The organism is Methanobrevibacter smithii ATCC 35061, from assembly GCF_000016525.1.
GTDB lineage: Archaea > Methanobacteriota > Methanobacteria > Methanobacteriales > Methanobacteriaceae > Methanocatella > Methanocatella smithii.
Map to the genome: position 1 here is coordinate 266,130 of NC_009515.1, position 17,839 is coordinate 283,968.

A 17,839-nucleotide genomic window follows, 5' to 3' on the forward strand; every position below is an offset into this window, starting at 1 on the left:
ACTGTTAAAAATGGAATTATTATGGTTTTATGTTGCAATCGTATTAGCTATAAGCGACACAATCCACACACAAATCGTATGGAAAATCTTTAATAAGTTCTACCTTATTTTAGGAGGAATAATTAATAATTCAGTAAATGCTCCATGGAAAACATGGATTATACATGAATTAATGGAAGCAGGATTCCACTTTATTTTTGTGTCTATAGCATTTTTAAACTTAGAAATAGGAATATTAGCAGCATTTATTCATTTTGTGATAGATGTAAGCCACACATTACTTATTAGCAGTCATATGAATGAATTAGAACACAGATCATTACATTTTGTAATTGAATCATTATTCTTCATAGCTATTTATGGATTATAAAAATAATTTTATTGGAGTATATTAAATGCCAGTTATTACATTCAAATATCAAGATTTAAAAGATTTAGGAATAGATATGGAAAAAGACGAATTGATAAACACTTTACCAATGATGTCAAGTGATATTGAAGACTTTGATGATGAAGAAATCAAAGTGGAATTTTTCCCGAATCGTCCGGACAATTTATCTGTAGAAGGAGTTGCCAGATCTTTTAAAGGCTTTATCAATCAGGAAACAGGACTTCCAAAATACGAAGTTACACCATCAGATGAAAGTGTAATTGTAGATGCCAAAGTAGCTAAAATCAGACCTTATATTGCATTTGCAAAAATCGAAGGTGTGGATTTTACTGGTGACAAACTTAAATACATTATGGATTTCCAGGAAAACCTCCACTGGGTAATCGGAAGAGACAGAAAAAAAGTAGCTATCGGTATTCACAATGCAGATGTTGTATCCCAGCCATTTAATTACATAGCTACTCCTAAAGATGAAAATGCATTTGTTGCTCTTGAAAAAGATACTCCAATGACTCCTGAAGAAATATTAACCCAGCATGAAAAAGGAGTTGCCTATGCTCATCTTCTTGAAGATTTTGATAAATATCCTTTAATTTTAGACAAGGATAATCAGGTACTTTCCATGCCCCCAATCATCAACGGAGAACTTACAAAAATTGATGAAAATGTGAAAAACATTATTGTAGATGTAACTGGAACTGACGAACGTGCAGTTAACCAGTGTTTAAACATTATCTGCAGTTCATTTGCAGAAGTCGGCGGAAAAATAAAAAGTATGGAAGTTAAATACGAAGACAAAAGCATAACTACTCCTGATTTAACTCCTCAAGTAAAAAATGTCCATGTTGATGTAGCTAACAGTTTAATTGGTGGAACTGACTTAAATGCTGAAGATATACAACAGTTATTATCCCAGGCACGTTTTGATTCAGAAATATTAAATGACAATGAATTAAAAGTTTACATTCCATCCTACAGAATAGATATCCTTCATGAAGTGGATGTTGTTGAAAACATTGCGGTACAATACAGAATTAATGATGTTGAAGCTAAACTTCCAGACATTTCAACAATAGCTTACGAACATGACTGGTTCAGATCAGAATCCCTTATGAGAGAAGTTATGATTGGATTAGGATTCCAGGAAATCATGAGTTTAATGCTTACTAATGAAGATGCACACTTCAGCAAAATGAAACAAAAGGAAATTGACCACGTTCAGGTAGCAAGACCTATTACAATTGACAGAACCATGATTCGTACCAGCCTAATCAACAGTTTAATGGAGTTTCTAGAAGACAATAAACACGAAGATTTACCTCAAAAAATATTTGAAATCGGTGATGTCCTATACATGGATGAAACCCAGGAAACTAAAGTAAGAGCTTCCAAAAAACTAGCCGGATTGATTTGCCACTCAAGTGCGAACTTTACTGAAATCAAATCTGTTGTAACCAGCTTACTTCAAAACTTAGGTTATTCCATGGAAATCAGCGACAGCAACAATCCCAGTTTTATAGCTGGAAGGGTAAGTGATGTAAAAGGAACTTCAGCTAATGGAAATATATCCGGTTTCTTCGGCGAATTCTCTCCGGAAGTAATCACTAACTTTACCCTAGATTATCCTGTAATCGGATTTGAAATTGAATTTAACCCACAGGAATAATTCAATTTTCTAATTACTCTTTTTTTAATTTTATTTTATCAAAGGATTTAAAGATAAATCACTTATAAACAATTTTTCCAATTATTAGACAATTTAGATAATTATCCTGTCAATACCACAGTTTTTTCATTTGAACATCAATTTCAGAGTAATTTACATCAGGATTATTCTGAGAAGAATTGTTAACTGAAATGCTTTGTGAATCTTCACCAGGCTGTGCTGTTTGCTCAACAGCTATCAAAACACCGCCAACAGCCATAATTACAATTAAAAATAAAACCCAGTTATTCATGGTTATTCTCCGATTACAGTTATATTAATTATCCTGTTGTGTCTTGGCCCGTCTAATTCTATAAAAAATACTGACTGCCAAGTTCCCAAATTTAATTTATTGTTAGATATTGGAACAGACTCACTAGAAGAGAGTAAAAATGATTTTAAATGAGATTCAGCATTATTATCAATATTATCATGTTTATAACTAAATTTATTGGAAATTATATTAGATAACACAAATTCCAAATCTTCAAGCAGACCTTCCTCATTTTCATTTACACAAATAGCTGATGTGGAATGTTTGGAAAATATATTTACAATTCCATTACTGATATTGGAATTAGCTATTATTTCATTGATTTTAGATGTTATATCAATAATTTCAAAAGTCTTATTTGTATCCAAATTAATCTCAATATTTTCAATTAGCATTATAAAAATATTATATGAAACTAGTATTTAAAAATTAAAAAACAAATAAAACCTGTAAAATTTTACAGACTCGAAAAATTAAGAAAAATTCATAATCTAAATAAAATAACCTGTAATATATTACATAAATGCAAATGTTTCAGGAGGTAAATAAATAATATTATCTTCTTTGACAATATTTGATTTGGTATTTGAAATAATTATACCATGAGAAGAATTATATGTACTAATAGCACGTTTAATTTGACTTTTATCCTTTTTACCACAGCTTACTTCAATTGGAATAGGTTTTTCTAATCCTCTTTGAACAATAAAGTCAACATTTTTCCCACTACTTTTTTTATTGCTGTCATCATAGTATATTTTATAATTTATGTGATTTTTATTATCCAAATCATGAAAACTTGAAGCTACATAAGTTTCAAGCAGTTTTCCCATATATGCTGTTTCATCCTCAAAGGTAGCATTGCCTATATTTAATATAAGATTATGTTTTAAACTTGATGTTGCAAAAAAATATTCATAAGGTTTTGTTGTTCGTTTTACTGATGAAGTAAACGGTTCAATATGAAATATTAATTGTGTTTTTTCAAGAATATTTAATACTTTAGTGACTAAAGCAATCTTGGCATCAAAATGATTTGAAAGAGAACCTTTTGAAACTTCACCGGGATTTTGAAAAGCAAAAAAATTCAAAATCTGAAAAGCAAGATATTGTGTATCATTATTTATACCTCCAATATTGGCCATATCCGTTGTAACAACTTTATCCACCATATCAACAATTTTTTTAGTTATATCATTAGTATTTTGATAAAATGAAGATGGAAAACCTCCAAATTCTAAGAAATTTTTCCATTCAGACATGTCATAGTTTGAAAAACTTGAATATATATTAATTATTCTTCTTTCTAACTCTGCAATATTTTGCACATTTCCGTCAAAAATCATTTGAATTAATGACTCTGAAATATCATTTTTAAAATTTCCATATTTTAATTTTAAATGTTCTGAATATGTTAACGGGTAAATTGGAATATTTAATAATCTCCTTGCAGCATCAGGATTATAAGAAAGTTTTAGTGCAGATGATCCACTGAAAATCATGAAAATATTTTTAGTACCGTCAAATATTAATTTTCCATTTAATACCCATTCTTTATCATATTGTGCTTCATCAATTAAAATGAATACTGGTTTAGATAATGTTTCAATTATTGAATTATGATATGTTTCTAAATAGGAATTGACAACACTAAAAATATCCGCATTACCTATTTTTTTTAATCGATCACAAGAAAAATACAAAATATTTTCAGGAGATATCCCTCTTTCTTTTAGAAGATATTCATATACCTGAAATAGCAGAGTTGTTTTTCCAACATCACGTACCCCCGGTAAAACAAGAAAACGATTTATATTATCTCCTTCAAGAAAATTATCAATATATTTTATAATATTATCATAATCAGAACGTTTATTAAATTTTTTATCTTTGTGTGTTAACTCCTGATTTAATTTCATAGGTACTGACAATATTTGATTTCTAATATATTTATTTTGCAATTCGTTCATTGTTTTGCCCCCTCAAAATAATAACTATTACTATATATAGTCATAGTTATTTATATATACTACTATTTTTAACAGTTATAGTTATTTATATATAACTAACCTTTTTAATCATCATAGTTTTAAAATTTAAGGTTACATCATCATTTAGTTTATTTGTATCCAAATTAAACCTAATATTTCCAATTATGAAAATATTATATAAAACCAGTATTTAAAAATTAAAAAAAAGAAAAATGAAAAAATGTTTATCACATTTTATTTTTACGTTTATATCCTATTATTAATAAAACCAATAAAGCGATTATTGCAAGAATAATAACTCCTGATGTATTTTGAATTACTTTAGATATTTTATTTGGAGACACTAGCTCATAGGATTTTCCTTCTTTTGATGAACCGTCATCACTTGGAGAACCACTGCTGTCTGAAGATTTTGCTGCACTTTGATCTCCTTTAGCCATAGCATCTTTACCGCTTAAAGATTCATATTTCTGATAGTAATCAGAACTATTTGTTCCAAGATTTTGTGAAAATTCATCAGAGTTTTTGATATTTGCAATACCACTCTCACCAGAAGCATCTCCTGAACCAGAACTGTCACCAGTTTTATTACCTGAGTTATCACCATCAGAACCAGACGGTTTGCCGTCAGATCCCATGTTGTCATCTTTACCAGAATCACCATTACCTGAATCGTCTTTTTTATTATAAGAAATTACATTCTGCTTTATTTTTTTAATTTCCTGATTATGTTCTCCGCCAACCTGAATTTCAACTTGGTGGTCAACATTAGGATCTACTTTAATTACTGCCTTACCATTTTCCAAAGTTGCAGTATACATATTACCGTCAACTTCAACCTGAACTGCAATAGTTCCAGCTTCTTTTACTGGAGTATCATCTTCAACCATTTGAATTCCTATACCGTTAGGTAATGATATTGCATTTAACCTTAAGATTTTGGCAAGCAACAGCGGGCAGACAAATGTGTTTTCAGGGTCATCAGAATTAAAAAAATTCGGACCTAATGTAATCATATTCTGTAAAGGATTATTTTTAGCCTGGAAGTTTTCATTATGTGCAAATGAATTATATGACACATAAACTCCATTATTAGCTACAGCACTATATGCATCCCCGAATAAAAGACCATTACCAGATTCAAAACCACCCAATTCACAGTCAGGGTTTTGAATATTGTGAATCATGGTATTTGCTTTAATTTCATCTCCCCAGGACTGACAATTTATATAAATACCATTTGTATTGTAATTAAGGAAATTATGAGTATAGGAATTGTTAAAAGATTTGCCGTATAATGAAATTCCGTTAAAACTATTATTGCAGCAATAATTTGAAGTTATATTGGAATTATCAATATCATAAATCTCAATTCCTGATCTGCCATTGAACATCATTGTGTTATTGGCTACATAACAACTGGAAACATTTTTAAGCTGAAGCCCGTTTTCCTTGGCATTATTTAAAACATTTCCAAATAAAGTTACATTCTTTGAGTTTTTAACCAAAACATTATTTCCGGCATCAACAATAGAATTTTCCCTAATAATGGTATTGTCCGAATTATCAACAATAACTCCATAATCTGATGATGCAGCTACAATATTAAATCCGGATAAGACACTGCCTGCACTATTTTTTGTGAAATAAAATCCAAAAGTTTTATCAATATTTAACTCCTGAGCTTTATTGGACAGCTCTCCAGATGTATAAACCGTGCTGTTAACATTAGAGATAATATTTACTTTTTTGTCAACAACTAATGAAATCCCCTTATATTCCTTGCTAACAAAATTAAATGTATCTCCCTGTCCAGCATTATCCAACATTGATTGAATGTCATCATTGGACAAGTCGGAAGAAACATCATAGATAGTAGTTCCCATAACAATGTCATCATTACTGTATTGTAATTCATCAGCTCCGTAGACAGATGAAATCAGGATTAAACCTAAAAGACATATGATAAAAAGATTTAACAGTTTTTTATATTTCTTTTCAATCATGTCAATCTACCATCAACATACATTATAAATCAATAATTATATTGATTAAATTTGTATATGGAAATCAAAGCATATAAATATTTTCAAATAATTTAGCACTTTATAAACAATTTAAACAAAAAATAACAATTATACCCTACTTTTAAAGTAAATATATTAAAAATTCAAATCGAAATATTTATTATAACTATAAACAAACGATATATCATTAAGTACCTAACAAGTATTTAATATCATTAAATGAGGTAGAATAATGAATAAGAAAGGATTGATATTATCCATATTCATATCATTAATTGTTATTTTATCTTCAGGCTCTGTTTTTGCAGAAGACATAAGCAATGCAAATTCTGATGACAGCGCTTCAAGTCCAATAGCAAATGATGCAGTTTATGGAGAAATAACAACATCTTCAAATTATACTGTTCATACTGGATCAAATAGTTCAACTATTCAAAACATTATAAACAGTATGCATGACGGGGATGTATTGAATTTTGAAAAAGGTGAATATAAAGACATTTGCATATATATTGATAAAAATATTACTGTAAACGGTAATGGTGCACAATTAATCGGTTATCAAACACCGGGAATCAACAATACAAATATTCCAGATATTGTTAAAAACACAACAAAAACTGGAGGATACGGAATAAGTAATTTTGCAACTGTTTATATTCTTAAAACATCAAATGTAAAACTTAACGGATTAACTATGATTAGTTTAAACAGCACAACTTATTCCAATGCTGTACTTTACGCTTACCAATCCAAAAATTTAGAAATAATCAACAATACCATAATCGGATCTTCATGGGGTATTTATTTACAGACTTGTGTAAATACTACAATAAATCAGAATACCATTAAAAATCAGGCAACAACCGGTATTTTAAACTTTGGATCTGCAAAAAGCATAATAAAAAATAATAAAATTACAAATGCTGTAAACCACGGTATTGACATAAGACACGGAACCGGACCAAACGTAACAGTATTCAACAACACCATCATCGGTTCAAAAGAAGGAATATACCTTATGCATTCCGGAGGACATACTGTATATAACAACACCCTTATTAACTGTACCATCAGTTCAATAACCTGTTATGGTTCTTCTAATATTTACATATACAATAATACAATGTTCAAATCAAGAATGGGAGTATTATTGGGTTCAGGATTTTCAAATATTACCATTGGTGAAAATAATTACAACTTAGCTAATTTACCTTACCCTCCTACTTTTGTATATTATGTTGGAATCGCAGATTCTGCATATCAAAGTCCGCAAAGTGTAAGTGGAACTTATAGTGACAGCAGTACTTATTCTCCAGAATACACCAATAAAATTGATATTGAAGCTCCTAAAGATATTGTAATTGATTATAATGGAATATTAAAACCTACTGGAACTACCTACACTGTTCCTGTCGGCACTGCAAGTGAAGATATTCAAAAAATGATTGATTCAATGAAAGACGGAGACACATTATCCTTTGAGAAAAACGGAATTTATGAAAATATCTGTATTTATGTTGATAAAAACATTAAAATACTTGGAAATAATGCAACATTAATCGGATATGAAACAAAAGGTGTTAACAACTCCAATATTCCTTTAAAAGTATGGAAAAAAACTAATGAAGGAGGATATGGATGCGTTTACTTCTCAGTATTATATTTATTCAATACCGATAATGCAGTTGTATCTGATTTGAATATCGTTGGAAAAGCTCCAGGATATAATCCAAATACTGTTGGTACAACTACTGACGAATATAAAACTACTTCAATTTACTCAGAATCCAATAAAAACATAACAATTACCAATTGTGATGTAAAAGGATCATCATGGGGTATTTTCTTACAATATAATAAAAATGCAGTTATTGCAAATAACAACATCCATGACCAATACACAACAGGATTAATAAACTTCGGATCAGCTAACAGTATTATTGCAAATAACACAGTTACCAATGCTGTAAACCACGGTATTGATGTAAGACACGGAACCGGACCAAACGTAACAGTATTCAACAACACCATCATCGGTTCAAAAGAAGGAATCTACCTTATGCACTCTTCCGGACACAAAGTATACAATAACACTATTATTAAATGTACTTTAAGCTCTATAACTGCATACGGTTCAGGTAATGAAGCAATATTCAACAACACATTAAGTGGAAGCAGAATAGGCATAATTGTTGGTGGCGGATACTACAATGTAACCATCGGCAGCAATAATTACAATTTAGACAGATTACCATTCCCTCCATCATTCCCATACTACATTGTTCAGGCAGACAATAAATACCAAACTCCTGACAAAACACAGGGAACTTACTATGACTCTGCAAAAGAACCAAAAGCAGTTATTATCGTTGATGACATTACCATGTATTATAAAAATGGAACTAAATTACATATTACTTTAAAAGACAACAAAGGATATAATTTAGCAGATACTCCAATTACAGTTACAATAAATGGTGTTTCTTACAATAAAACCACTGATAAAAATGGTGCTGTTGAAATGAATATTTATTTAAAACCTGGAGTATACACTGCAACAGTTGCTTATGCAGGAAATAAAACAATTGGAGCAAATTCCGTAGATGCTAAAATTACTGTTTTACCAACTATAACAGGTAACAACATAACTAAAATGTATCAAAATGGAACTCATTTCTTCGCTGCATTTGTAAACGGTCAGGGAAAAGCATTGGCAAACACCAAAGTTACATTTAATATCAACGGTGTATTCTACACCAAGCAAACCAATGATAAAGGAATAGCCAATTTAAATATCATGTTAAGACCTAATCATTATATTTTAACTGCATACAATCCTGTTACCGGTGACGAACAAGGATTTAGCGTAGATGTCAAATCTTTAATTGAAGCTAGTGATTTAACTAAATATTACTTAAACGCTTCCAGATTCCAGGCAACAATATACAACAAAGACGGATCTTTAGCAGTAAATAAAGAAGTAATCTATAACATCAACGGTGTTTTCTACACCAAAACTACTGATGAAAACGGTGTTGCAAGCTTAGGAATTAGCTTAAGACCTGGAAATTACATTATTACAACTATAGTTGACGGCTTGGCTATGGGTAATAACGTAACTGTTATGCCAACATTAGTAACTAAAGATTTGGATATGAAATACCTTGATGGAAGTGACTTTACTGCACAAACCTTAGACGGTCAAGGAAATCCGTTAGCTAACCAGAATGTATCATTTAACGTGAACGGTGTATTCTATCACAAAGTAACTGATAAAGACGGTATTGCATCATTAAAGATAAGATTAATGTCCGGAGAATATATCATTACTTCATACTGGAACAATTTCCAAACTGGAAACACAATAAAAATAGCATAAAAAGAGGTTAAAAACCTCTAATTTTTTCTTTTTTAAAAAAATAATTTTAAAATCAGTAACTGTTTCTTCTAGAATAAGCTATATAAACAATGAATATTCCTATTAAAAGAAGAACTATTTGTGGAAATATTGCAAATAAAACAACCGGAATCAATTTCAATTCTGCTAAAATCCATAAAAGGGCATAAACTACAATTAAAATTCCCAGAAGCATAGCCATTTTATTAGCTATTTCCCTAAAATCATATGGAATTCCACTTGGTATTGGCATTATAACACCTTCACAATTCTTTTATACCTTCAGAAGTACCAATTATGACTTTATCAACCATCTGAGTAAAAATACCATTTTCAACAACACCTGGAATAGAATTTAAATCTATTTCCAAATGCATAGGGCTTTCTATTTTTTCAAATTTGGCATCAATGACAAAATTTCCATTATCTGTTATAACCGGTCCGTCCTTACGCTCACCCATTCTTATTTCACATTCTGCACCCATGTCCTCTAAAGTTTGTATAACCACACGTGATGCATCAGGAATTACTTCCACAGGTACCGGAAAGTTTCCAATTTCTTCAACATATTTTGATTCATCTACAATTACAATAAATTGTTTTGCAGAGTAATCCACAATTTTTTCCTTGGTGTGAGCTGCTCCTCCACCTTTAACAAGGTTAAGGTTTTTATCCACTTCGTCTGCACCGTCAACAGCCAAATCAATGTCATGCTCTTCCAAGCTGGTAACCGGTATGTTCCACTGTTTAGCAAGCAGTAATGACTGGAATGAAGTAGGAATTCCCATGACATTTATTCCTTCATCAGCTATTCTTTTGCCTACTGCTTCAATGAAATAATGAGTTGTAGATCCGGTTCCAAGTCCTAAAATGTCTCCGTCTGTAACATATTCTGCTGCTTTATAACCTGCTTCTTTTTTAAGATTCATATTTATCATATCCTTATTTTTTAAATAACAAAACCTAATGTAAGTTTATTAAGTTTATATCCTTTTTTGCATTCACCTTTATGTTTCCCATGATTTTTCAAAACAATACATTTGTCTCCGTCTACCAGTCCTTCAGGGAAACAGTAATCATAATATTCACATTCTTCATCACAGTCAGCAGATTCATAGGAAAATGTAGATCCTTCAAAAATACTTTTTGATGAAGAAAGTAATGTTATGTTAGATCTGTCAACTTCCACTGGAATAACTGTATTTTCAGCATGAACCGGGCACTTTTGTTCATTGTCACGAACATCAATGATTTTATATTTCCTATTTTTTTCTAAAGAGTCAACACATGATGCTTTAAATCTACAATTTTCGCATTCATCTACAGAACCATAAAAAATAAACTCATTACCCTTTTTTGCCAAATCTTTACCAATTAATGTAATCATTTTATCACCCCAGTTTTTAGAGCTAACTCATAAGCTGCATCTTCAGATATACCGTTATCACCTAAAATTGTATATCTTTCAGGTCTAATAGTATGTGCCATTGTTAATGCATCAATGACATTTTCATCACTAATTCCCAATTCCTTAGCAGATGTTGGAGCTCCAACAGCTTTTAAACTATCTCTAATAAATTTCCAGTCCCCACCATATAAATACATCATCAATATAGTTCCAACACCGCACTGTTCACCATGCAGACAGGGTTTATCTAAAATTTTATCCAAAGCATGGGAAAATGTGTGTTCTGATCCGCTAGCAGGACGGCTGGAGCCTGCAATACTTATAGCCATTCCACTGCTAAACAAAGTTTTAACAACAAGACGTGCACTTTCCTCCAAACCAGGTTTAATACTGTCAACATTGTCAGTAATCATTTTTGCAGACATTATAGACAATGAAGCTGCAGATTCACTATATGACTCGTTTTTTAAACGGTGAGCCAATTGCCAATCCTTAATAGCTGTGAAATTTGAGATTAAATCAGCACATCCTGCAGACAATAATCTGAAAGGTGAATTTGCAATAATCTTACTGTCTGCAATAACAGCTATCGGTGCATGGGCTTTAGCAGATGTTGAAGTTTTAGGATTTTTTATTGAAGCTAAAGGAGATACAATACCGTCATGTGAAGCAGTAGTTGGCATTGAAACAAAAAATACATTTTTATCATATGAAGCTAATTTAGCTACATCAATAACTTTTCCTCCCCCAACACCTAAAACATTAGTGCCTGAAGTAATCATTTCACTGACTTCTTCTACTGAATCATATGATACTTTTTCAACAATTTTAACATCCACTTCAATATCCTGATTTTCAAGACTTTCAATAGCATGTTTTGCTGCAATATCATATGTATTCGGACCTGTTAGAACCAAAACTTTATTGTCCAAATGCAAATCCTTGCAGATTTCGCCGGTTTCATATATAACATCAGGTCCGATGTATACTTCACGGGGCATTTGTATTTTTCTAGTATTCATAATATCTCCTAAACATAATATACATTTGTATATCTTTAATTAGTAGTTATAAATAACTTATTATTTTAGACTGTAAAAAATTTTCTTTAAATAGATTTAATAGGCATTAACAACTGATATATAATTATTATAAAAATTTAATTAAGGTGATATGGTGGAAAATTTTAGTGAATGGTTTCATGACATATTAGAAGAAGCTAACATAACTGATTCAAGATATCCTATTAAAGGAATGGCTGTATGGATGCCTTACGGTTTCCAAATAAGAAAATATACAACAAATTTAATAAAAGAAGTATATGACCGTGATCATGAAGAAGTTTTATTTCCACTTCTTGTTCCAGAAGCAGAACTGGCTAAAGAAGGATTACATGTAAAAGGATTTGAAGATGAAGTTTACTGGGTTACTCATGGAGGTAAAACACAATTAAATGAAAAATTAGCCCTAAGACCAACTAGTGAAACATCAATCTATCCAATGTATTCACTATGGATTAGATCCCATATTGATTTGCCGTTGAAATATTATCAGATTGTAAATACATTCAGATATGAAACAAAACATACAAGACCACTTATTCGTGTTCGTGAAATTACTACCTTTAAGGAAGCACATACTGCTCATGCAAGTAAAGAGGAAGCAGACATTCAGGTTCAGGAACATATTGAAAACTATAAAGAAATCTTTGATACATTAGGTATTCCATATACTTTAACAAAAAGGCCGGAATGGGATAAATTCCCAGGGGCAGACTATACAATGGCATTTGATGCAATTATGCCTGATGGAAAAACCCTGCAAATCGGTACTATCCATAATTTAGGCCAAACCTTTGCAAAAACATTTGATATAACATTTGAAGATAAAGACGGAGAACATAAACTGGTTTATCAAACATGCGCAGGTTTATCTGATAGGGTAATAGCTTCTGCAATTGGAATTCACGGAGATGAAAAAGGATTACGTCTTCCACCTGAAATTTCACCAAAACAAATAACTATAATTCCTATTTTATTTAAAAAAGGAAAAGAAGAAGTTTTAGCTAAATGTGAAGAGCTTAAAAAAGAGTTTGAAGCTGCAGGATTACGTGTAAACATTGATAATCGAGACATCAGGCCAGGTAAAAAGTTCTATGACTGGGAATTAAAAGGAACTCCAATAAAACTTGAATTAGGCCCTAGAGATTTGGAAAACAACAAGACAATAGCTATGCGTAGAGACCAGCTGGAAAAAATCGAACTTGATTTAGATGAAAACCTCGTAAGCAATGTAATCCGTTTAATTGATGAGTTAAATGAAAATCTCGCTGAAAGTGCAAAAGAATTCCACACAGACCACATCAAATTTGCATCTGATATTGATGAAGTCAGAAAGCTAATTGAAGAAGGTAATGTTGTAGCAGTTAACTGGTGCGGAGACACTGACTGCGGAGAGAAAATAGAAGAAATCACTGGTTATTCAGTTTTAGGTATCTATGAAGAGCTTGAAGAAGCAGGCAAAAAATGTATACTCAGTGACGAAGATGCAAAATATGTTGCATTAATAGCTAAAACATACTAGAGATGAAACTATGGATGACATTTATGGAATAATACCTGTCAGTAAATTTAAAGAATGTAAAACCAGATTATCTCCATTTTTAAGTGAGGAAGAAAGGGAAAACCTTCTAAAAGTCATGCTTAAAGATGTTACTGATACTTTAAGAAAATATACTGATAAAATAATTATAATCAGTGCTGATGAAGATGTTTTAAATTATGCCAAAAGCTTAAATTTAAGTGTTTTGAAAGAAAATGACAATTCAAATTTAAATAAAGCATTAAAACAGGCTATGGAATATTGTAAAGGCAAAACCAAAAAAGTAATCATAATGCCATCCGACATTCCACTCATCGGTAAAACCAACCTTAAAATGGTAATTGATTCAAGCAAACAGCTTGATTTCATTATTATTCCTTCAAAAGGCGGGGGAACAAACACTATAATTATGAAACCACTGGCTATCAGAACCAAATTCGGAGATTTCAGCTATAAGGAACATGTAAATGCCGCTGACAGGAAAAACTTGAATCCGCAAGTTCATGACTCCTTATTTATGGCTTTAGACGTCAATACAACTGAAGATTTAGGGGAAATAATAGTTCATGGTGAAAATACTGAAACCAGACGTTATTTAAAAGAACTGAAAATAAATGTTGAATCAGTACACGGCAGCGAACGTTTGAAAGTCACAAGAGGCAGTTAAATGATTGTAATGTCAATAGCTGGAGTAGACCCTTCAGGAGGAGCAGGTATCCTTGCAGACATCAAAACATTTCAGGCACTTGGTGTTTACGGAACCGGAATTGTAACTGCACTTACTGCCCAAAACCCCCAAATGATGTACTCCCTAAAAGCTATTGAAACTGACTATGTTGAAGAACAAATTGATGCAGTTTTAGACAGCTACAATGTTGAATATATCAAAACAGGAATGTTATATTCAAAAGATATCATCAAAACAGTTTCTAAAAAAATCAGAGAATATAATCTGAAAGCTGTTGTTGATCCGGTTATGGTGGCAACATCCGGAGGAGAATTAGCCAAAGATGATTTGAGTCAAAATCTGCTTAAGTATTTACTTCCGAAAGCCATCCTAACAACTCCAAATGTTTCTGAAGCTGAAAAATTAACCGGGATTAAAATTGCTGATGAAGAAAAAGCTGAAATAGCCTGTGAAAAATTAGGAAAAATCTGTAATAACATTATAACCGGCGGACATCTAAACGGAACAAATATCACCTGTATTGATGGAAAAATCAGTACATTTAAACAGGAATTACTGAAAACAGATAATGTGCATGGCAGCGGCTGTAATTTCTCAGCAGCTATTGTAAGTTATTTAAGTCAAAAAAACGATTTGAAAACAAGTATTTTAAAAGCTTCAGAATATACTTACGAAAGTATAAAAAATGGAAAATATGGAACTTTAATAGCTAAATTATAGCTATTAGAAATCTTCCACATTTAATTTATCAAGTACTTCTTCTTGAATTTTAATAAATTCTTCGGATTCTCTTTTTCTAAGTCTTGGCATATCTACATCAAAGACTTCTTTAATTTTACCCGGATTTTTATCCATTATAACAATTTTATCTGCAAGATAAATCGCTTCATCAACATCATGAGTTACAAAAACAATTGTATTTTTAAATCTTTTCCAAACTCCAATCAGCTGTTCCTGAAGCATGTGCCTATTTTGCATATCCAATGCAGAAAATGGTTCATCCATAAGCAAAATAGGTGAATGGTTAAGCAAGGATCTAATAATTGCAACCCTTTGTTTCATACCACCTGAAAGTTCATGAGGATAACTATCTTTAAAGTCAATTAAACCAACACTTTCAAGATATCTTTCTGCAGCCTTAAGATTTTCCTCTTTAGTTCTGTCTTTTTTGAGATTAAGACCGAACATCACATTTTCCAAAACTGTCAGCCATGGAAATAATGAATATTGCTGAAAAATAACTGCCCTATCACCAGATGGTTTTTTAACAACTTCACCATCTGCTATAACTTCCCCTGAAGTCGGTTGGTCAAGACCAGCTATCAAACGAAGCAGAGTTGTTTTACCGCAACCGGAAGGGCCTAAAAGACAAACGAATTCACCATCCCCAATATTTAAATTAACATCATCTAAAACTTTTATATCATGATCCAAACCGCGGCCATGAAAAGATTTATTTATATTTTTAATTTCAATTGCCATTTTAAACTACCTACCAGAATACTCTTTTTTCTATAAGTCCGAAGACATAATCAAGGATTAAACCAATCAAACCAATAACCAACATACCTACAACAGTAGTACCTGTATCAAATAAATTTGTAGCTGTTAAAATTAAATATCCTAAACCGCTACTTGAACCTATCATCTCTGCAGAAATAGTACACATTAAAGCTATTCCCACACCAACTTTAAGTCCGGAAACTATAGGCGGTACTGCAGAAGGTAAAATAACCTGTGTAAGTACTGTTTTATCATCTGCTCCCAGTGTTTGTGCAGATTCAATTAAAACTTTATCGGTTCTTTTAACTCCATCAATTGTGTAAATAAGAATCGGGAAAACACAGCCTATGAAAATAATAAATATAGCAGGAGCTGTTCCGATTCCAAACCACAATATTGAAAATGGAATCCAAGCTATCGGAGGTATTGGCCTTAATATACTGATTACAAAACTACATAAAGTTTCCAACTTGCTATACCATCCAAGCAATATTCCTAAAGGAATAGCTACAATAGATGCAAGAATCATACCACCAAATACTTTAAATAAAGTATCCATAGTATCAACAAAAAGTTTTCCAGATTGTATTATATTCCATGCAGAATTGCAGACACTACCTGGACTTGGTAAGAAATAAGGATTAACTAACTCTAAAACAGAAGTTATGATATACCAGATAATTATAATTAAAATTGGTAAAATTATCGGTGTGAACTTATCTTTATTCATTAAATCACTTACATAAAATTTTTTTTACAATTATTAATATTGATTGTATTTTTATATAAATATTTCACATGATTTTAAGTAGATAATCACAAATCAAAATTGTATCCAAAGGTATATATATTGCAAAAGGTAAAATAAATGTTACATAAAATAAAAGTGAGGTGTAGCTTTGGAAGCAAATAGAAGATTTTTTTCAAAAATTGGATTTAATTATTTTGCACTTGGAATAATCGTATTGGTGCTAAATCTATTCATCGGATTATTTATAAGCATAATTAATCCAAATCTTTTATCTAATCAAACAATGATGACATTTTTCTCAGCTATTTGGACTTATCTCTTACCCTTACCAATATTTATTTATATAATGAGAAAAACAGAAGCAAAAACTCTTGAAAAACATAAAATGACCGTTAAAACATTTGTAATATGCATATCAATTACAATGTTTTTAATGTGGATCGGAAATATAATGGGAGTTATTATAACTTCAGGAATCGGCTCACTGATACAGCATGAGGTAGCCAATCCTATTAATGATGTGATAAACAATTCCGGTTTAGTTGCAAACTTGATTATAATAACCACAATAGCTCCAATCTTTGAAGAACTTATATTCAGAAAGTTATTAATTGACAGAACTATAAAATACGGAGGTACAATCTCAGTACTTCTTTCAGGATTATTATTCGCATTTTTCCATGGGAATTTAAATCAGTTTTTCTATGCATTCCTTCTTGGAGGATTTTTTGCAATAATCTATATAAAAACAGGACAAATCAAATATACAATAGGATTACATATGATTATAAATTTCATAGGATCAGTTGTCAGCCTATTTGTCTCACAACCATTAATGGACTTGGCTAACGGAAGTGTGATTTCACCAACAAGCACATTTGGTGTTATTTTATACATATTAATAACTTTAGGATTAACAGTTATGGGTTTGATTTATTCCATCAAGTATTTCGATAAAAGCCGGTTTGACGGAAGCGAAAAGGAAATAATTCTAAAAAATCCAGTAAGTACAATCCTTTTAAATCCGGGGATAATCTGTTTTATATTACTGATGTCATATACAATATTTACATCAATAGCTTAAAAAATAAAATAAGAAG

Annotated in this window: 17 protein-coding genes; 7 read left to right on the plus strand and 10 right to left on the minus strand. The window is 31.2% G+C overall.

Annotated features, from left to right (window positions below):
- The first annotated feature begins 10 nt into the window (after window positions 1-10).
- Together MSM_RS01350 and pheT are read left to right on the plus strand one after the other, a co-directional pair.
- Window positions 11-370, plus strand: coding sequence for a hypothetical protein (locus MSM_RS01350; protein WP_004034808.1), 360 nt, complete (start codon window positions 11-13; stop codon window positions 368-370).
- 25 nt (window positions 371-395) lie between these two features.
- A complete protein-coding gene (pheT, locus tag MSM_RS01355) occupies window positions 396-2,057 on the plus strand; it encodes a phenylalanine--tRNA ligase subunit beta (RefSeq protein WP_011953800.1) in 1,662 nt (553 codons plus the stop codon).
- A 109-nt stretch (window positions 2,058-2,166) separates the two neighbouring features.
- On the opposite strand, the gene MSM_RS01360 is transcribed toward pheT, so the two are convergent.
- The 4 genes from MSM_RS01360 to MSM_RS01375 all read right to left on the minus strand — a co-directional run bounded on the left by MSM_RS01360 (window position 2,167) and on the right by MSM_RS01375 (window position 6,367).
- Window positions 2,167-2,349 carry a hypothetical protein gene (locus tag MSM_RS01360; protein WP_004034384.1) on the minus strand — a complete coding sequence of 61 codons (183 nt, stop codon included), beginning with the start codon at window positions 2,347-2,349 and terminating at the stop codon, window positions 2,167-2,169.
- Window positions 2,350-2,351: 2 nt separating this feature from the next.
- Window positions 2,352-2,765 carry a secondary thiamine-phosphate synthase enzyme YjbQ gene (locus tag MSM_RS01365; RefSeq protein ID WP_011953801.1) on the minus strand — a complete coding sequence of 138 codons (414 nt, stop codon included), beginning with the start codon at window positions 2,763-2,765 and terminating at the stop codon, window positions 2,352-2,354.
- 120 nt (window positions 2,766-2,885) lie between these two features.
- On the minus strand, window positions 2,886-4,340 hold the full coding sequence (locus tag MSM_RS01370; protein WP_011953802.1) for an ATP-binding protein: 1,455 nt from the start codon (window positions 4,338-4,340) through the stop codon (window positions 2,886-2,888).
- 248 nt (window positions 4,341-4,588) lie between these two features.
- Window positions 4,589-6,367: a right-handed parallel beta-helix repeat-containing protein gene (locus tag MSM_RS01375; protein WP_011953803.1), complete on the minus strand. Its 1,779-nt coding sequence runs from the start codon at window positions 6,365-6,367 to the stop codon at window positions 4,589-4,591.
- Between the two features lie 253 nt (window positions 6,368-6,620).
- Between MSM_RS01375 and MSM_RS01380 the strand changes: the two genes are divergently transcribed.
- On the plus strand, window positions 6,621-9,770 hold the full coding sequence (locus MSM_RS01380; protein WP_011953804.1) for a right-handed parallel beta-helix repeat-containing protein: 3,150 nt from the start codon (window positions 6,621-6,623) through the stop codon (window positions 9,768-9,770).
- Between the two features lie 52 nt (window positions 9,771-9,822).
- Here MSM_RS01380 and MSM_RS01385 read toward each other — a convergent pair whose 3' ends face one another.
- From MSM_RS01385 to MSM_RS01400, 4 genes are read right to left on the minus strand one after another with little or no spacing between them, the layout of a single operon-like run.
- Window positions 9,823-10,041, minus strand: a complete 219-nt coding sequence (locus MSM_RS01385) for a hypothetical protein (protein ID WP_004034393.1) — start codon at window positions 10,039-10,041, stop codon at window positions 9,823-9,825.
- Window positions 10,042-10,051: 10 nt separating this feature from the next.
- Entirely contained in the window at window positions 10,052-10,717 is a 666-nt protein-coding gene (rpiA, locus tag MSM_RS01390) for a ribose-5-phosphate isomerase RpiA (RefSeq protein ID WP_004034778.1), read from the minus strand.
- Between the two features lie 20 nt (window positions 10,718-10,737).
- On the minus strand, window positions 10,738-11,175 hold the full coding sequence (locus MSM_RS01395; protein WP_004034396.1) for a UPF0179 family protein: 438 nt from the start codon (window positions 11,173-11,175) through the stop codon (window positions 10,738-10,740).
- The gene (locus MSM_RS01400) at window positions 11,172-12,218 is read right to left on the minus strand and encodes an NAD(P)-dependent glycerol-1-phosphate dehydrogenase (RefSeq protein WP_011953805.1); all 1,047 of its coding nucleotides are present in this window, start codon (window positions 12,216-12,218) and stop codon (window positions 11,172-11,174) included. Before MSM_RS01400 ends, MSM_RS01395 begins: the two co-directional genes overlap by 4 nt.
- 151 nt (window positions 12,219-12,369) lie before the next feature.
- Here MSM_RS01400 and proS point away from each other — a divergent pair, with 151 nt between their 5' ends.
- The 3 genes from proS to thiD are packed head-to-tail and all read left to right on the plus strand — an operon-like array spanning window position 12,370 to window position 15,205.
- Window positions 12,370-13,779: a proline--tRNA ligase gene (gene proS / locus MSM_RS01405; protein ID WP_004034774.1), complete on the plus strand. Its 1,410-nt coding sequence runs from the start codon at window positions 12,370-12,372 to the stop codon at window positions 13,777-13,779.
- Window positions 13,780-13,789: 10 nt separating this feature from the next.
- Window positions 13,790-14,464 (plus strand): 2-phospho-L-lactate guanylyltransferase, encoded by a 675-nt coding sequence (gene cofC / locus MSM_RS01410; protein ID WP_011953806.1) that lies wholly within the window; start codon window positions 13,790-13,792, stop codon window positions 14,462-14,464.
- Entirely contained in the window at window positions 14,465-15,205 is a 741-nt protein-coding gene (gene thiD / locus MSM_RS01415; protein WP_004034405.1) for a bifunctional hydroxymethylpyrimidine kinase/phosphomethylpyrimidine kinase, read from the plus strand.
- A gap of 3 nt (window positions 15,206-15,208) precedes the next feature.
- Here the strand turns inward: thiD and MSM_RS01420 are convergent, their stop codons facing one another.
- Both MSM_RS01420 and MSM_RS01425 read right to left on the minus strand, forming a co-directional pair.
- The gene (locus tag MSM_RS01420) at window positions 15,209-15,967 is read right to left on the minus strand and encodes an ABC transporter ATP-binding protein (RefSeq protein WP_004034406.1); all 759 of its coding nucleotides are present in this window, start codon (window positions 15,965-15,967) and stop codon (window positions 15,209-15,211) included.
- Window positions 15,968-15,977: 10 nt separating this feature from the next.
- On the minus strand, window positions 15,978-16,718 hold the full coding sequence (locus MSM_RS01425) for an ABC transporter permease (protein WP_011953807.1): 741 nt from the start codon (window positions 16,716-16,718) through the stop codon (window positions 15,978-15,980).
- 169 nt (window positions 16,719-16,887) lie between these two features.
- On the opposite strand from MSM_RS01425, the gene MSM_RS01430 reads away from it, so the two are divergent.
- Window positions 16,888-17,823 (plus strand): CPBP family intramembrane glutamic endopeptidase, encoded by a 936-nt coding sequence (locus MSM_RS01430; protein ID WP_004034408.1) that lies wholly within the window; start codon window positions 16,888-16,890, stop codon window positions 17,821-17,823.
- Window positions 17,824-17,839 lie beyond the last annotated feature (16 nt).

What these genes read in the sequence shown, in the direction of transcription:
- MSM_RS01395 (WP_004034396.1), bottom strand. Translation starts at nt 11,175, where the DNA reads ATGATTACATTAATTGGTAAAGATTTGGCAAAAAAGGGTAATGAGTTT.
- cofC (WP_011953806.1), top strand. Translation starts at nt 13,790, where the DNA reads ATGGATGACATTTATGGAATAATACCTGTCAGTAAATTTAAAGAATGT.
- MSM_RS01380 (WP_011953804.1), top strand. Translation starts at nt 6,621, where the DNA reads ATGAATAAGAAAGGATTGATATTATCCATATTCATATCATTAATTGTT.
- MSM_RS01365 (WP_011953801.1), bottom strand. Translation starts at nt 2,765, where the DNA reads ATGCTAATTGAAAATATTGAGATTAATTTGGATACAAATAAGACTTTT.
- MSM_RS01420 (WP_004034406.1), bottom strand. Translation starts at nt 15,967, where the DNA reads ATGGCAATTGAAATTAAAAATATAAATAAATCTTTTCATGGCCGCGGT.
- proS (WP_004034774.1), top strand. Translation starts at nt 12,370, where the DNA reads ATGGTGGAAAATTTTAGTGAATGGTTTCATGACATATTAGAAGAAGCT.
- thiD (WP_004034405.1), top strand. Translation starts at nt 14,465, where the DNA reads ATGATTGTAATGTCAATAGCTGGAGTAGACCCTTCAGGAGGAGCAGGT.
- MSM_RS01350 (WP_004034808.1), top strand. Translation starts at nt 11, where the DNA reads ATGGAATTATTATGGTTTTATGTTGCAATCGTATTAGCTATAAGCGAC.
- MSM_RS01375 (WP_011953803.1), bottom strand. Translation starts at nt 6,367, where the DNA reads ATGATTGAAAAGAAATATAAAAAACTGTTAAATCTTTTTATCATATGT.
- MSM_RS01425 (WP_011953807.1), bottom strand. Translation starts at nt 16,718, where the DNA reads ATGAATAAAGATAAGTTCACACCGATAATTTTACCAATTTTAATTATA.
- MSM_RS01385 (WP_004034393.1), bottom strand. Translation starts at nt 10,041, where the DNA reads ATGCCAATACCAAGTGGAATTCCATATGATTTTAGGGAAATAGCTAAT.
- MSM_RS01360 (WP_004034384.1), bottom strand. Translation starts at nt 2,349, where the DNA reads ATGAATAACTGGGTTTTATTTTTAATTGTAATTATGGCTGTTGGCGGT.
- pheT (WP_011953800.1), top strand. Translation starts at nt 396, where the DNA reads ATGCCAGTTATTACATTCAAATATCAAGATTTAAAAGATTTAGGAATA.
- MSM_RS01400 (WP_011953805.1), bottom strand. Translation starts at nt 12,218, where the DNA reads ATGAATACTAGAAAAATACAAATGCCCCGTGAAGTATACATCGGACCT.
- rpiA (WP_004034778.1), bottom strand. Translation starts at nt 10,717, where the DNA reads ATGAATCTTAAAAAAGAAGCAGGTTATAAAGCAGCAGAATATGTTACA.
- MSM_RS01370 (WP_011953802.1), bottom strand. Translation starts at nt 4,340, where the DNA reads ATGAACGAATTGCAAAATAAATATATTAGAAATCAAATATTGTCAGTA.